The organism is Bacillus sp. EKM420B, assembly GCF_011065565.1.
In the GTDB taxonomy this organism is placed as follows: domain Bacteria; phylum Bacillota; class Bacilli; order Bacillales; family Bacillaceae; genus Bacillus; species Bacillus velezensis.
In genome coordinates this window covers 12496-27657 of sequence record NZ_JAAMNX010000003.1, presented here as the reverse complement: position 1 = coordinate 27657, position 15162 = coordinate 12496, and the positions used below count along the sequence as shown (strand labels likewise).

At 46.6% G+C, this 15162-nt stretch carries 18 protein-coding genes and 1 riboswitch; of the genes, 6 read left to right on the top strand and 12 right to left on the bottom strand.

Annotated features, from left to right (window positions below):
- Positions 1 to 89: 89 nt before the first annotated feature.
- From alaP to metK, 3 genes are all read right to left on the bottom strand, one after another.
- On the bottom strand, positions 90 to 1493 hold the full coding sequence (gene alaP / locus G9F48_RS10185) for an alanine permease AlaP (RefSeq protein WP_043867361.1): 1404 nt from the start codon (positions 1491 to 1493) through the stop codon (positions 90 to 92).
- 203 nt (positions 1494 to 1696) lie between these two features.
- A complete protein-coding gene (gene asnB, locus G9F48_RS10180) occupies positions 1697 to 3595 on the bottom strand; it encodes an asparagine synthase (glutamine-hydrolyzing) (RefSeq protein WP_165409445.1) in 1899 nt (632 codons plus the stop codon).
- A 143-nt stretch (positions 3596 to 3738) separates the two neighbouring features.
- Positions 3739 to 4941, bottom strand: a complete 1203-nt coding sequence (gene metK / locus G9F48_RS10175) for a methionine adenosyltransferase (RefSeq protein WP_003152253.1) — start codon at positions 4939 to 4941, stop codon at positions 3739 to 3741.
- Positions 4942 to 5110: 169 nt separating this feature from the next.
- Positions 5111 to 5250: riboswitch (SAM riboswitch) on the bottom strand.
- Positions 5251 to 5447: 197 nt separating this feature from the next.
- Here metK and pckA point away from each other — a divergent pair.
- Positions 5448 to 7031 (top strand): phosphoenolpyruvate carboxykinase (ATP), encoded by a 1584-nt coding sequence (pckA, locus tag G9F48_RS10170; protein WP_146277385.1) that lies wholly within the window; start codon positions 5448 to 5450, stop codon positions 7029 to 7031.
- Positions 7032 to 7073: 42 nt separating this feature from the next.
- On the opposite strand, the gene G9F48_RS10165 is transcribed toward pckA, so the two are convergent.
- Positions 7074 to 7316, bottom strand: coding sequence for a DUF2584 domain-containing protein (locus tag G9F48_RS10165; protein ID WP_003152249.1), 243 nt, complete (start codon positions 7314 to 7316; stop codon positions 7074 to 7076).
- A gap of 57 nt (positions 7317 to 7373) precedes the next feature.
- Positions 7374 to 8147 (bottom strand): alpha/beta hydrolase family protein, encoded by a 774-nt coding sequence (locus G9F48_RS10160; RefSeq protein WP_015418056.1) that lies wholly within the window; start codon positions 8145 to 8147, stop codon positions 7374 to 7376.
- 139 nt (positions 8148 to 8286) lie between these two features.
- Between G9F48_RS10160 and G9F48_RS10155 the strand changes: the two genes are divergently transcribed.
- The 3 genes from G9F48_RS10155 to G9F48_RS10145 are packed head-to-tail and all read left to right on the top strand — an operon-like array spanning position 8287 to position 10872.
- Positions 8287 to 9291 carry an ABC transporter substrate-binding protein gene (locus G9F48_RS10155; protein ID WP_165409444.1) on the top strand — a complete coding sequence of 335 codons (1005 nt, stop codon included), beginning with the start codon at positions 8287 to 8289 and terminating at the stop codon, positions 9289 to 9291.
- Between the two features lie 11 nt (positions 9292 to 9302).
- Positions 9303 to 10085: an ABC transporter ATP-binding protein gene (locus G9F48_RS10150; RefSeq protein ID WP_003152246.1), complete on the top strand. Its 783-nt coding sequence runs from the start codon at positions 9303 to 9305 to the stop codon at positions 10083 to 10085.
- The gene (locus G9F48_RS10145; protein WP_014418698.1) at positions 10060 to 10872 is read left to right on the top strand and encodes an ABC transporter permease; all 813 of its coding nucleotides are present in this window, start codon (positions 10060 to 10062) and stop codon (positions 10870 to 10872) included. Before G9F48_RS10150 ends, G9F48_RS10145 begins: the two co-directional genes overlap by 26 nt.
- 35 nt (positions 10873 to 10907) lie before the next feature.
- Here the strand turns inward: G9F48_RS10145 and ytkD are convergent, their stop codons facing one another.
- The 3 genes from ytkD to G9F48_RS10130 form a co-directional block, all read right to left on the bottom strand.
- The gene (gene ytkD / locus G9F48_RS10140) at positions 10908 to 11387 is read right to left on the bottom strand and encodes an RNA deprotection pyrophosphohydrolase (RefSeq protein ID WP_003152244.1); all 480 of its coding nucleotides are present in this window, start codon (positions 11385 to 11387) and stop codon (positions 10908 to 10910) included.
- A 132-nt stretch (positions 11388 to 11519) separates the two neighbouring features.
- The gene (locus G9F48_RS10135) at positions 11520 to 11924 is read right to left on the bottom strand and encodes a phage holin family protein (protein ID WP_003152243.1); all 405 of its coding nucleotides are present in this window, start codon (positions 11922 to 11924) and stop codon (positions 11520 to 11522) included.
- Positions 11925 to 12075: 151 nt separating this feature from the next.
- Positions 12076 to 12513, bottom strand: coding sequence for a Dps family protein (locus G9F48_RS10130; protein ID WP_003152242.1), 438 nt, complete (start codon positions 12511 to 12513; stop codon positions 12076 to 12078).
- Between the two features lie 124 nt (positions 12514 to 12637).
- Here G9F48_RS10130 and ytzI point away from each other — a divergent pair, with 124 nt between their 5' ends.
- Positions 12638 to 12787 carry a YtzI protein gene (gene ytzI, locus G9F48_RS10125; RefSeq protein ID WP_071391461.1) on the top strand — a complete coding sequence of 50 codons (150 nt, stop codon included), beginning with the start codon at positions 12638 to 12640 and terminating at the stop codon, positions 12785 to 12787.
- Here ytzI and G9F48_RS10120 read toward each other — a convergent pair.
- Both G9F48_RS10120 and G9F48_RS10115 read right to left on the bottom strand, forming a co-directional pair.
- Positions 12784 to 13227: a FixH family protein gene (locus G9F48_RS10120; protein WP_044053551.1), complete on the bottom strand. Its 444-nt coding sequence runs from the start codon at positions 13225 to 13227 to the stop codon at positions 12784 to 12786. The genes ytzI and G9F48_RS10120 overlap by 4 nt on opposite strands.
- Positions 13228 to 13341: 114 nt before the next feature.
- Positions 13342 to 13815 (bottom strand): S-ribosylhomocysteine lyase, encoded by a 474-nt coding sequence (locus G9F48_RS10115; protein ID WP_003152237.1) that lies wholly within the window; start codon positions 13813 to 13815, stop codon positions 13342 to 13344.
- 124 nt (positions 13816 to 13939) lie between these two features.
- Here G9F48_RS10115 and yidD point away from each other — a divergent pair, with 124 nt between their 5' ends.
- Positions 13940 to 14167 (top strand): membrane protein insertion efficiency factor YidD, encoded by a 228-nt coding sequence (gene yidD, locus G9F48_RS10110; RefSeq protein WP_003152235.1) that lies wholly within the window; start codon positions 13940 to 13942, stop codon positions 14165 to 14167.
- Here yidD and G9F48_RS10105 read toward each other — a convergent pair.
- Together G9F48_RS10105 and G9F48_RS10100 are read right to left on the bottom strand one after the other, a co-directional pair.
- Positions 14164 to 14733 (bottom strand): beta-class carbonic anhydrase, encoded by a 570-nt coding sequence (locus tag G9F48_RS10105; protein WP_003152233.1) that lies wholly within the window; start codon positions 14731 to 14733, stop codon positions 14164 to 14166. The genes yidD and G9F48_RS10105 overlap by 4 nt on opposite strands.
- 118 nt (positions 14734 to 14851) lie before the next feature.
- Entirely contained in the window at positions 14852 to 15100 is a 249-nt protein-coding gene (locus G9F48_RS10100) for a type B 50S ribosomal protein L31 (protein WP_003152229.1), read from the bottom strand.
- Positions 15101 to 15162 lie beyond the last annotated feature (62 nt).

Below are 15162 nucleotides of genomic sequence, written 5' to 3'. Positions count from 1 at the left end.
CAGAAGCAAAATGTTCAGGAATTTGTTTTATTCTTCCCCCGCCGGCCCGATCCTATGAAAAAAAAGAGCCCATGTCCCGGGCTCTTTTTTTACGCTTTTTCGGCGAATGTCTGTCCGTTTTCCAGATCTATGTCTTTTCTTTTATGGAAACCTTTCCCGTAATAGGCGGCTAATAATATGCCGAACCAGACAGGACCGATGATGACGGCCACCCTGGTCTCTGCATCAAAAGCCATCAGCACAACGACAAAAGCCAGAAATGCCAGCGAGATATATGAGGAAAAGGGGTATAAAGGCATTTTATATTTGAGTTTTTTCCGTTCTTCCGGCTGTAAGCTTTTACGGTATTTCATTTGGGAAAGCAAAATAATCGACCATGTCCAAATCGCCCCGAACGTCGCAATGCTCGTCACCCACGTAAACACTTTCGCCGGCACCACGTAGTTCAGCAGGACGCCGATGCATAACGCGCCCGCTGAAACCAATACCGCTTTTCCCGGCACACCGCCTTTTGTGACCGTTCCGTATGCTTTAGGCGCTTCATTTTGCTCCGCCAGATTGAACAGCATACGCCCCGTGCTGAAGATCCCGCTGTTGCAGGAAGAAAGAGCCGCCGTCAATACGACAAAATTAATGATTCCGGCTGCAGCGGGTATTCCGATTTTTTCAAATGTCAAAACAAACGGGCTCCCGCCTGAACCGATTTCCTGCCACGGATAAATTGACATAATGACAAACAAAGCTCCGACGTAAAAAATGAGAATGCGCCAAAAAACAGTATCTATGGCCCGCGCCAGTGATTTTTCCGGATTTTTGACCTCACCGGCTGTGACACCGATCAGTTCAATCCCGAGATAGGCAAACATGACCATCTGAAGCGACAGCAGCACCCCTTTAATCCCATTCGGGAAAAAGCCGCCGTGGCTCCACAAATTGCTGATTCCGAGCGCAACGCCTCCGTTTCCGAGACCGAATACGATCATCACCAGACCGATCGCGATCATTGACAGAATCGCCAATACTTTAATGAGCGCAAACCAGAATTCAAGCTCACCGTACGCTTTGACCGCCAGAAAGTTGACAGCCGTCATAATGACGAGTGCACAAAGCGCCCAGATCCATGACGGCACGTCAGGGAACCAGTAGCCCATATAAATGCCGACCGCGGTGATTTCCGCCATGCAGGTAACGACCCATAAAAACCAATAATTCCAGCCTGTTAAAAACCCGGCAAGCGGACCGAGATAATCTCTGGCATACCGGCTGAATGAGCCGGCTACAGGCTTTTGAATCGCCATTTCACCCAATGCCCGCATAATAAAAAACATAATCAGTCCGCTGCAGGCGTAAGCGGCTAAAATCCCTGGCCCGGCAAGCTTTATGGCAGAAGCTGACCCGAGAAACAGCCCGACTCCAATCGCGGCGCCCAACGACATAAGCGAGATATGCCGCTCTTCCAAGCCGCGGTGAAGCGTTTTTTCTTTGTTTTGCATAACTCTCCCTCCCCCTGATTTTGACAAAGAAACAACAAACCGAGACGAAATAGCCAGAAAACTCTTTCCGGAATCTACCCGATTAGTCCTATTATAACCTTTTTCTGAATATTGCGTAATACTTTGTCGAAAACAGAGCGGAATAGACGGTTTACAAAAAACAATAAAAAAAAGGCTTTCGATAACATCGAAAGCCTTTTGGATTAAACGAAAATGACTTCTTTCGGCTGATGATTCAGCTCTTCCGGCACCAATCTTTTCTCGACATTGATGCTGTGCCAGATCATGAAGATCAGCACGGTCCAGATTTTGCGGCTGTTGTCCGCTCTGTCGGCACAATGATCTTCCAGAAGCTGAAGGACATAATCCTTTTCAATATAAGCATCTGTTTCACTTTCACGAATGATGTTGCGAACCCATTCGTTCATTTCATTTTTCAGCCAGTGGCGGATCGGCACAGGGAAGCCGAGTTTTTTGCGGTTAAGCACATGATCAGGCACTACCCCTTCAGCAGCTTTGCGCAGAAGGTATTTCGTCGTGCCGTTTTTCGTTTTCAGTTCATCCGGAATTTTAGAGGCCACGTCAAACACGACTTTATCAAGGAACGGCACGCGCAGTTCCAATGAGTTGGCCATCGTCATTTTGTCAGCCTTTAACAGGATGTCGCCGCGCATCCAAGTATGGATATCAACATACTGCATTTTATTAATGTCGCTGTATGAACGGCTTTCCGTAAAGTACGGCTTCGTGACATCACGGTATGAAAGCTCTGGATTGTAATGTTTGAGCAGCTGTTTTTTCACGGGCTCTTCAAAAATCTTCGCATTACCGATATAGCGCTCCTCAAGCGGTGTGCAGCCGCGGACTAAGAGGCTTTTCCCTCTCATTCCTTCAGGCATGACGGACGCCACATGAAGAAGCATTTTTTTCAGACCGGACGGAATGCGTTCAAACGGTTTAAGCGACAGCGGTTCGCGGTAAATATTGTACCCGCCGAACAGCTCGTCCGCGCCTTCCCCGGATAATGCAACCGTTACATGCTTTTTCGCTTCTTTCGCGACAAAGTACAAAGGAATCGCCGCCGGATCTGCAAGCGGGTCATCAAAGTGCCAGACGATTTTCGGAAGCTCACTCATATACTCCTCAGGAGAAATGACTTTGCTTATATTTTCAATCCCGAGCGCGGCAGCCGTTTCCTTCGCTACGTCAACTTCACTGAAGCCCTGCTGCTCAAAACCGACGGAAAATGTTTTAAGGCTCGGGTGAAATTCTTTCGCAACTGAGACGATAAAAGAAGAGTCAATACCGCCGGATAGAAACGAACCGACAGGAACGTCACTTCTCATGTGAACTTTGACAGAGTCAAAGATTGCGTCTCTGACTTCTTTCACCAATTTATCTTCATCAGACTGAACAGGCTTAAAGTTCGCTTTGAAATATGTTTTAAACGCGATGTCGCCTTCCGGGCGGATCGTAAACTGGCTGCCCGGCTCGACTTTTTTCACTTCAGCGTCAAGCGTGCTCGGTTCAGGAACGAATTGGAAAGACATATATTGCTGTAAAGAAGCTGTATCAAGATCAATACCGTTTTGAGCGGCCATTAAACTCTTTCTTTCAGATGCAAAATATACTTTGTCCCCGATGGTTGTGTAATACAGCGGTTTAATTCCGAACGGGTCTCTCGCGCCGTACATGACGCGGTCAGCCTTGTTCCAGATTAAAAACGCAAACATTCCGCGAAGCTTTGAAGCGGCTTCTTCTTTATAATGACGGTATGTCGCAAGGAGCACTTCGGTATCGGAATCTGTATTGAAAGTGTAGCCTTTCGCTTCAAGCTCTTCTCTCAATTCAATGTAGTTATAGATTTCGCCGTTAAAAATGATCCAATATTTTTCGTCTTCATATGATAAAGGCTGTCCGCCGTTTTCTACGTCAATAATACTGAGCCGTCTGAAGCCGAATCCGACGTGCTCATCATGATAATACCCATCGCTGTCAGGACCGCGGTGAACGATCATTTGGTTCATTTGTTTGATTAGCTCTTCTTGATCTGCGGTTTGAGTTAATGGATGCTTATTAAAAACACCGACAAATCCACACATAGTATAGCCTCCATAAGTGTAATTTTCTAATTGGACCCCCTTTTTATAGACGCTTTGTTACGCCATTGGTTTCACGCTATGTAAAAAATAAGCATGGCAGCATCTACAAAAAGGGAAAGCCGCTTAAGTAAGCGGCTATAAAATTATTCTCCTAGTGCTTCTTTGCGAAGCGCATCCGCCTTGTCAGTACGCTCCCAAGGAAGATCCACATCATGACGTCCGAAGTGGCCGTAAGCAGCTGTCTGCTTATAGATCGGGCGGCGCAGATCAAGCATTTTAATAATGCCGGCAGGTCTCAGGTCGAAGTTATTCCGTACGACTTCGATCAGTTTTTCTTCAGAAGCTTTTCCTGTATCAAATGTATTGATGGAAATAGAAACAGGCTGTGCCACGCCGATCGCGTATGCAAGCTGCACTTCACAAGAATCAGCAAGACCTGCTGCCACGATGTTTTTCGCTACGTATCTCGCAGCGTATGCCGCAGAACGGTCTACCTTCGTCGCATCCTTACCGGAGAATGCGCCGCCGCCGTGACGTGCATATCCGCCGTATGTGTCAACGATGATTTTACGGCCGGTAAGACCCGCATCACCTTGAGGTCCGCCGATTACGAAACGTCCCGTAGGGTTGATGAAGTATTTTGTTTCTTCATCGATCAGTTCCTCAGGCACAACAGGGTTAATGACATGCTCTTTCAGATTGCGCTGAATCTGCTCAAGCGTAATTTCCGGGTGGTGCTGAGTTGAAATGACGATCGCGTCGATGCGGACCGGCTTGTTGTTTTCATCATATTCAACGGTAACTTGCGTTTTGCCGTCAGGGCGAAGGTACGGAAGAATGTCTTCTTTGCGGACTTCGCTCAAACGGCGGGCTAATTTATGCGCCAAAGAGATCGGAAGCGGCATAAGCTCTTTCGTTTCGTTACACGCATAACCGAACATCAGGCCTTGGTCTCCCGCTCCGATTGCTTCGATTTCAGCATCGCTCATTGTGCCTTCACGCGCTTCAAGAGCCTGATCGACACCCATTGCGATATCCGCAGACTGTTCATCAATTGATGTTAAAACAGCGCAAGTCTCCGCATCAAATCCGTATTTGGCGCGTGTGTAGCCGATTTCTTTAATCGTTTCACGGACTGTTTTCGGAATGTCAACGTATGTTGATGTAGTAATCTCTCCGCTTACCAGCACAAGTCCTGTCGTTACAGATGTTTCGCAGGCCACGCGCGCGTTCGGGTCATTTTTTAAAATCTCATCTAAGATACTGTCAGAAATTTGGTCACAGATTTTGTCCGGATGACCCTCAGTAACAGATTCAGATGTAAATAGTCGACGGTTTTTACTCATTCACTTTTCCTCCTGAAAAAAGATCTTTTGCAAGACCTTCTCATATGATACGGAACTCGCTCCCTCTTAATACAATGTCATACTATATCAGAGAATGTTAATTGGCATATTTTATGAAATAAAAAAACCTTTTCCACTCGAGGAAAGGGTTTGGTCTGTGTGCCTTTCACTCTTATCGCTCAAGGAAAATATTAAACCTTGCATCAGGTTAGCACCTTGGTTTCCCACAGTGTTTTCACCTGCTTTTTTACAGAGAAACCGGTTGCTGGGCTTCATCGGGCCTGTCCCTCCGCCAGCTCGGGATAAGAGTATCCGCTCAATGAAATATCTTATCGTAAAAGGGCGGAAAGTGTCAATATGAATTAAAGCGATTGCGCGCCTTTATTTCGGGAAGCAATGGAAAAACACAAACAAAAAACCGTAAATAGTATAGACTATTTTCAGATATATGTTATACTAATTCCACATTCAGCGAAATACAAATAAACCGGCAAAGGAAGGTTTTTATGAAATTAGTTGATTTAACCGCAGATCTTCAAGCATTACTTGCAAGTCCGAATGTGCATCATAATTTATCGGCTCCAAAACTTACCGAAAAAGTGATCAGCCGAGATGAAGGAACGCTGACATCAACGGGCGCCGTACGCGCCACCACCGGCGCATATACAGGCCGGTCACCTAAAGATAAATTTATCGTCCGTGAACAAAGCACAGAAAATCAAATTGATTGGGGCGCGGTGAATCAGCCCATTTCTGAAGAGGCGTTTGAAAAGCTGTACGCCAAAGTCGTCAGCTACTTAAAACAGCGGGATGAACTGTTTGTGTTTGAAGGATTCGCGGGAGCGGATGAAAAATACAGACTGCCGATTACGGTCGTAAATGAATTTGCGTGGCACAATTTATTCGCGCGCCAGCTGTTTATCAGACCGGAAACGGATGAAAGAGACCCGCAAGCGCAGCCTTTCACCATTCTCTCAGCTCCGCATTTTAAAGCAGACCCGGAGACGGACGGCACGCATTCGGAAACATTTATCATTGTCTCTTTCGAAAAGCGCGTCATTTTAATCGGCGGCACCGAATACGCCGGAGAAATGAAAAAATCAATATTCTCCATTATGAACTTCCTGCTTCCGCAGCAGGATATACTGCCGATGCACTGCTCAGCCAACGTCGGTGAAAAAGGCGATGTCGCCCTGTTTTTCGGCCTTTCCGGCACAGGGAAAACGACGCTTTCAGCCGATGCGGACCGCAAACTGATCGGAGATGACGAGCACGGCTGGTCAGATTCCGGCGTTTTCAACATTGAAGGCGGATGTTACGCTAAATGTATCAATCTGAGCGAGGAAAAAGAACCGCAGATTTTTCGTGCGATCCGCTTCGGGTCTGTTCTTGAGAATGTCGTGCTTGATGAAAAAACGGGTGAAGCGGATTACGACAATTCCTTCTACACGGAAAACACAAGAGCCGCATATCCGATTGAGATGATCGGCAATATCGTGCAGCCGAGCATTGCCGGCCATCCGCAGGCGATTGTCTTTCTAACGGCGGACGCATTCGGCGTGCTTCCTCCGATCAGCAAACTGACGAAGGAACAGGCGATGTATCACTTCTTAAGCGGATACACCAGTAAACTCGCGGGAACCGAACGCGGCGTGACATCTCCGCAAACGACTTTCTCGACGTGCTTCGGTTCACCGTTCCTTCCGCTTCCGGCACATGTATATGCCGAAATGCTCGGGCGTAAAATCGACGAACACGGCGTTCAAGTCTTCCTGGTCAACACAGGCTGGACCGGCGGAGGGTACGGAGTCGGAGAACGGATGAAACTTTCGTATACAAGAGCGATGGTCAAAGCCGCTATTGACGGCAGACTGAACCAGACTGACATGACGGCAGACAGCATTTTCGGCCTGCACAGTCCCGTTCATGTTCCGGGCGTGCCGGATGAAGTTCTTCAGCCTGAAAACACATGGAGCGATAAACAAGCATACAACGAAAAAGCGCTGTTTTTAGCCAATGAGTTTAAAGAAAACTTTAAAAAGTTTTCCCATGCAGACTCGATTGCCAAAGCCGGCGGACCTCTCGTGTAATCAAAAAAGCCAAGGGCGTTTATGCCCTCGGCTTTTGTTTTTTCAGTTTGTCGAATGAAGCGAAGTGAGTCTGTATGTAATGCTTGTCCGGCCGTTCGCCCATTCGAGCTTTTGGACCTCGCCGGTGCCGGATTTCTCTCCGGTTTTCGTTTTGCGCACGTCCATCGGAATATCAAGAGGATAGACGCGGTAGCCCTCTTTCTCCAATAAAAAGATATTTTCCTCTATCCGTTTTTCATTGCCTTTTGTCACAATCATGGTATTAAATTCAACAGGCATTCCCAAAATGAAAATCCCCTTTCATTCTCTTATTCTTTATTATCATATCATAAATCAGGCATCTTACCGTGTCTTCATCCATTCCGCCAGCCGCCGGACAATGCGTCTGTTTTCCTGCGGCGGAAAATAATGCGTAAAACCGCTGTAATACCAAGTTTCCACCGGTTTCCCCGCCTCTTTCAGCTTGTCCTCGATCATCCGGGCGTGTTCGATCGAAACATTCTCATCATTCTCTCCATGGATGAGCAGCACAGGGGCCTGAATGCGGTCTGCTTTTTCAAACGGCGAACGCCATCTGTATTCATCCGGCACCTTTTTCGGCGTGCCGCCGATCACCCGCTTCATCATCCGCCGCATATCCTTCCGCTCTTCATAAGTAAGCACCATATCGCTCACACCGCCCCATGAAACGAGTGAAGCCGCTTGATGCCCCATTTCAATCGCGGTCAAAAGCCCCATGATTCCGCCCCGGGAAAAACCGAAAATATGCACCCGCCCTTCCCTGACATTCGGATGCTCCCGAAGAAGGCGGAAAGCGGAAAACGCGTCCTCTCTGTCCTCTCCCGCAAAATCTTCATTTCCCTCGCCGCCCTGGTTGCCTCTGTAATAAGGCGCAAACACGACAAAGCCTTGGGAAGCGAATTGAACGATTCTGCCGGGGCGTACCATGCCGACATTTTTTATGCCGCCGCGCAAATATAAAAAACCGTCATATGTTCCCGGCGCCGCAGGTTCGGCAAGGAGCCCCTTTACCTTCAGACCTTCTGACTCATAGCATACCGCAAAGAGGCGGACATGCGGACTCGGAGACGGGAACCTTTTCTTTTCTACCAGCAAAACAATGCGCCTCCTTATATCATCAGTTTTTTTATTCTTTCCCAACGTGAATATGGGCACTCACACATTTTTTATACCCATCATACGATATGTAAAGCAGAAAAGGTTATTTTAACGCTTAAAACAAGGAGGTTACACCGTGAACAAATGGCTCAAAGCGGGCTGCGTTTTTGTCATATGCGCCTTTTTCCTGCTCATTCTTCCGGCTTGCAGACAGGAAGAAAGTCTGACGAAGGTAAAGGTGGCGGAAGTCACACACTCCATCTTCTATACGCCTCTGTATGTCGCTGAAGCAAAAGGTTTTTTTAAAAAAGAAGGGCTCCAAGTGTCATTTCAAACAACATGGGGCGGAGACAAAACGATGACATCGCTTTTGTCAAACGGGTCAGACATCGCGCTGGTCGGTTCTGAAACATCCATTTACGTGGAGGCGCAGGGAGCAAAAGATCCGGTCATCAACTTCGCGCAGCTGACACAGACGGACGGCACATTTCTCGTGTCGCGGAAAGATGAGAAATCATTCAAATGGAGCAATTTAAAAGGAAAAACATTTCTCGGCCAGCGAAAAGGCGGCATGCCCCAAATGGCCGGTGAGTACGTCCTGAAAAAGAATCACATAGAGCCGAAAAAAGACATTAACCTCGTTCAAAACATTGATTTCGCCAATATTTCCAACGCATTCGCATCCGGAACGGGTGATTATGTGCAGCTGTTTGAACCGACGGCATCCCAATTTGAAAAAGAAGGCATCGGCCATATCGTCGCATCCTTCGGAGAAGCTTCCGGCCAAGTGCCATACACAACCTTTATGGCAAAAGAAAGTTATTTGAAAAACAATGAAAAGACGGCGGAAAAATTCACCCGCGCCATCTATCGCGCCCAGCAATGGGTGGAAAGCCATCCGGCCAAAGACATCGCAAAAACGATTCAGAAGGAATTTGCCGATACAGACCCGGCCATTATCGAAACATCGATAGAGCGCTATAAAAAACAAAAGTCATTCTCTGCAGACCCAGTTCTGCAAAAGGATGAATGGGAACAGCTTCAATCTATTATGGATGAAGCCGGAGAGCTCCCGAAACACATTCCGTACAGCAAACTCGTCAACACAAAAATCGCCAAAAAAGTCACCTCAGAACAATAGGAGGAACATGAATGTCTTTTTTACATGTGGATCATGTAACACATACTTATTTCTCGCTGAAAGAAAAGACAACCGCCGTGAAAGATATACATTTTCAGATTGAAAAAGGGGATTTCATCTCCTTTCTCGGGCCGAGCGGATGCGGAAAAACAACACTCCTGTCCATTCTGGCCGGCCTTATCACCCCTGCGCAAGGCCGGGTGCTGATCGAAGGAAGCGTGCCGAACCATAAAGAACACCAAATCGGTTATATGCTTCAGCAGGATTATTTATTTCCTTGGAAATCAATTGAGGAAAACGTGCTGCTCGGTTTACACATTTCAAAAACATTAACAGAAGAAAAAAGAGCTGAAGTTCTCAGCCTTCTGCCTAAGCTCGGATTAATCGGCGTTGAAAAGAAATATCCGAAAGAGCTCTCAGGCGGAATGCGGCAGCGGGCGGCACTTGCCAGAACTCTTGCGCCGGACCCGGGACTGCTGCTCCTTGATGAACCGTTTTCCGCGCTGGACTTTCAAACGAAGCTTTCTTTGGAAAACCTTGTCTTCAGAACATTAAAGGATTTTCAAAAAACCGCCGTGCTCGTCACCCACGATATCGGTGAAGCCATCGCCATGAGCGATACGATCTATTTATTTTCGAATCAGCCGGGCACCATCCATCAAATATTCACCGTGCCTAAGGAGCTCGCGGCTTTAGATCCGTTTGACGCGCGTCAGGATCCGGCCTTTCAGCCGCTGTTTCAAACCATATGGAAGGAGCTGAATTCCCTTGAAAAACAGCAGCGGCACGATTGAACAGCTTCATCAGCAGTTTAAGAAAAGACACCAAAAAGAAAAGCTCCGGATCCGTGCGTATCAGGCCGCCATTTTCATCGTATTTTTTGCCGGGTGGGAAATATCGAGCAGGGCGGGCTGGATCGATCCGTTAATCTTCAGCTCACCCTCCGCCGTTTGCAGGCTTTTAGTTGAAAAGATTGCGGACGGATCCCTTGCGGCGCACATCGGCGTAACCTTAGGAGAAACCGTTCTCGGCTTTTTGCTCGGCACGCTTCTCGGCACATGCCTCGCCGCTCTGTTATGGTGGTCAAACAGGCTCGCCCGGGTTTTAGACCCGTACCTCGTCATTTTAAACGCGATGCCGAAGGTCGCACTCGGACCGATTCTCATCGTGGCACTCGGACCGAATTTCACAAGCATTGTCGCCATGGGAGCAGTCATCAGTGTCATTATCACGACAATCGTCGTCTTTACGGCTTTTCAGGAAGTGGATGAAAACTATATTAAGGTGATGAAAACATTCGGAGCGAAAAGAAGCATCATGTTTAAAGAAGTCATTCTGCCGGCATGCGCCCCCGCGATTATTTCCGCGCTTAAAGTGAACGTCGGTTTATCCTGGGTCGGCGTCATCGTCGGCGAGTTTCTCGTTTCCGAAAAAGGTCTGGGCTACATGATCATTTACGGTTTCCAGGTCTTCAATTTCACTCTTGTGTTCTTAAGCCTTCTGATCATCGCGATTTTTGCGACATTGATGTATCAGGGAGTCGAACTGTTAGAAAGAAAATGGACGAAAGGAAAAATATAAAAAAGACCCGTGCGTAAGCGCCGGGTCTCCGTTTTTTATGATTGAAATACGCCGTCCTCTTTCAGCTTTTTCAGACTGATCGGAAGCACCGAATCTTTCATAATGAAACTGAATTTTTTATTTCGGGGGAGATTCTCCGGCAGTTCGCTGAACAGCACCGGCCCTTTTGTTTCAAAATAGTCAGCCTGTTTTTCAAGCTTTTCAATATCGGCAAAATAAATATTCTTCACGATTACCTTTTCCCTGCCGAGAACTTTATACTGTCCGACGTACTTCAGATGTCTTACCGCGGCGCCGGTTTCTTCTTTCACCTCGCGCAGGGCCGCTTCCTCCGCACATTCCATCGGCTCCACTTTTCCGCCCGGAAATTCAAACCCCCGGTCTTCGTGCTCAGTCAAAAGCCACTTATCTCCATATCGGCATATGACCCATACATGCTTCGGGCTGTCTGAAAAAGGCTGGTGTTCAAAGGAGAGCTGAACAGTATTCTGATAATAGTCTTTAAACTCGTACATGTTTATCCCTCTAATCCGTTCCTTCATATCTTCCATACATCATACCACAGTTGCGTTTGTTCGGAAGCCCTTTATCAAAAATTCAGAGGAAAACCATCATACCCGCTAGTATAGCCTCCTTTGAAGCAAATGTTACGGTTTGCGCTTGAATTTATTTTTCAGGGTATCCAATAGGTCGACGAGCACCTGCGGAACCGGGATGCCCAGCGAGCTTGCCGTAATCACGATCTGAACCGATTCGTATAAGATATAAAACATAATAGCCAAATTGCGGATGGCGCCTTCTGAATGAAGCAGCTGATCAAAAAAATGGCAAACTGAGACTAATGCCAGGGTCACGATTTTTTTGACCAGCCGCGCAAAAAGCTTTCTTGCGCTCAGCTGCTGCAAAAGAGATTCTTTTAAGCTTGTACTGATAAACTCAATCGCCATGACCGATAGCAAAATCAGAAAGGAATACTGAAAACCGCCAAAGAAAAACCCCGCTGCCGACACGATCACTGCAAAAAACGAAAAGATGCCAAAGTCTTTGCCCACTTGATCCAACATCCTTTCACAGAAACGGCCTTACATTATTCTATGAAAAGTGAATGGAACGGACTGGATTTTTCAGAAAAATGGACAACACCTCTCTTCGGCAGCCAAATAAAAGACCGAGTGCTTTATAGCCCCGGTCTTCCCTTGTTGATTATCCTAAATACGCTTTCAGCATCCAGTTATGTTTTTCGATATTCTGGTGAATGGCAAGCAGCATATCTCCGGTCGTTTCGTCTCCGACCTCATCTGCGAGATCCATGCCGCTTTTCAGCTCTTCCGCAATGACAGTGAAATCATCATAAATGTTCTGTACCATTTGTTCTGCGCTCTCATTGCCTTCCGCCTCTTTTATAGAAGCAGTCTTCAATGATTCCGTCATTGTGCCGATCGGCTTGCCGTTCAATGCCAGCAGACGTTCTGCCAGATCATCAATATATGTAGCCGTTTCGTTATACAGCTCCTCGAACTTTTCGTGCAATGTGAAAAAGTCCTTCCCTTTGACGTACCAATGATAGTTATGTAATTTCACATACATGACCGTCCAGTTTGCAACTTGTTTATTGACCGCTTCCAATAGTTTTTCTGACATGCCTATCTTCCTCCTTTGATTTACTATTGATATACCCTATATATCGTGTGTTAAAACATAAATTTTTAGCCCTTGATTTTACGTATGGAAAATATGTTATGATTTGTTAAAAAGGAGGGATTTTATGCTGCTTCTTCTGGGCTTCGGCTTTCTTATCGTGCTCGCCGTGCTGCTTTTATCCATCTGGTCGACTGTAAGAGCTTATAACGTAAAACATACGATTGACCCGCCGGAGGACGCATCAAAAGGCTTGACGGATAAAAACAATCCTTAATGATGATGCGTCTGTTCCTCATGGCCGGAGGAATCATCGGCAGCTTCAGCATCCCCGACACGCACTTTTACAGTCGGCATATTATGCTGCTGTTTTGCCGTTACGTGGGATTGAACGGTATACACACCCTCTTCATCAAATTCAGTCCGCAGGTGATACGCCCCTTTTTCCTCCTTGGCCTTGCTTGTTTTGCTGCTGCCTTTTTTTCCTTCTTTCCATACTTCAAACATGACTTCATCCGCATCCGTGACACGCTTGCCGCCGTAAAAAACCTCCGCCTTGTATTCCGTTTTTTCATGCGGTGCTGCCTTTTCCGGTCCTGTAAGCTTGACCTCAAGCGCTTTAGGCTCCTCATCCGCGGCGGTTTTGTCCGAATTGCCCCCGCAGGAAGATAATAGAAATACCATACCGCACATACCTGCCAATACAGCCCGTTTCATCCCATCACTCCTTCATGTTTGCTTCTATTTTAGCAAACGCTTACACATAAGGTGTGACATTTTTTAGAAATATGTAAAAAAGCCTTTTTGCATATCAGCAAAAAGGCCTGTTTTTTATCCGAACACTTTCAGCAAATCTTCTTTATCTTGTGACAGCCAGAAACGCATCAGCCGTTTCGCGCCTTCTAAATCATGAAGTTTCGCCTGGCCGCACTGTTTTTCATTGGCCGCCGGAATCTCCGTAATATCGATGGCTTCTTTCAGCGTAGCGTCAAGCAGGTCTACAATTTCTTCCGCTGTCGGCTCGCCGCTGACAACAAGATAATAGCCTGTCTGGCAGCCCATCGGTGAGATATCTATGATGTCGAAGTGATCGTATTTCTCAGAATGTGTGCGAATCGTAAACGCAAGCAAGTGCTCAAGCGTATGAATCGTATCCGGCTTCATCGCCTGTTTGTTCGGCTGGCAGAAGCGAATGTCAAACTTATTCACGACGCCGTCTGTTCCGACTTTATGCACTCCGCAATGTCTTACATACGGAGCCACAACCGCATTATGGTCTAGCTCAAAACTTTCTACTGAAGGCATAATGGCACTCCCTTTTTTTCAGAATATGCATCCATTATAACACAGTTTTCCGATAAGAATTGTGGCGGAAGCTTTTCAATCTGAAATTTTTTTTCTATACTAGCATCAGAAAGGTGGTTTTTTGATGAAAACCATAATGATTGCGTTAATCCGCGGGTACCAGAAGTTCATCTCTCCGCTGACGCCGCCGTCATGCCGCTTTTATCCGACGTGTTCGCAGTACGGAATCGAAGCCGTCAAGACTCACGGCGCATTAAAAGGCGGATGGCTGACACTGAAGCGGATTTTAAAGTGCCACCCTTTTCATCCGGGCGGTGTTGATCCCGTACCGGACAAAAAGCAAAAACATTAGTCCATATGCTGGTAGCCGTCGATCACCAGATCCAGTTTACCGGTTTCAGGATCAATCACCAGACCGTGCACCGGGACATTGTCAGGGAATAGCGGATGGTGTTTAATGACGTTTACGCTGTCTGTAACACTCGCTTCTACTGAATCAAAGCTTTTCAGCCATTGATCAAGATCAACACCTGAGTGCTTCAGCATGTCAATCCGCTCTTTCGGAATACCGCGGTCGATAATTTTATCAAGCATATCCTCGCTGTTGATTTTGCTCATGCCGCAATCATGGTGGCCGATAACGCAGACTTCATCAGCGTTTAATTCGTATACGGCCACTAAAAGGCTGCGCATGATGCTTCCGAACGGGTGGGCGACAAGCGCGCCGGCACTTTTAATAATTTTCACATCGCCGTTTCGCATGTTCATCGCATGCGGAAGCAATTCTACAAGACGTGTGTCCATACAGGACAAAATCGCCATCTTTTTATCCGGGAATTTAGATGTTTGGTATTTTTCATAATCTTTGTTTTTAGTGAACTGCTCATTAAATTGCATGATATCGTTTAGAAGACTCATCTTGGTGTTTCCTTTCTGCCTTTTTATTCACAATATAACATAAGGCGGGTCATTTCGTCACTCCCCGCACAAGATGACAAAGTGCTCAATAAATAAGACAAACCCCATTGGGCTTGTCTTATTTCCCCATATTGTATTTTTTGTTGAACTGTTCGACTCTCCCGCCTTTTTCGTTGAATTTTTGGCGGCCTGTATAAAACGGATGCGTATCTGAGCTGACTTCTACTTTAATCAGCGGGTATGTTTTTCCGTCTTCCCACTCTGCCGTTTCCTCTGACGTTTTCGTAGAATGGCTTAAAAAGCGGTAGCCGCTGTTCACATCTTGAAAAATCACTTGATGGTTATCCGGATGAATATCTTTTTTCATGGTGATCTCCCTTTCTTAAATCGTAATAATTACGTTTTATTCTAAACCTTAAATAGGCTCTT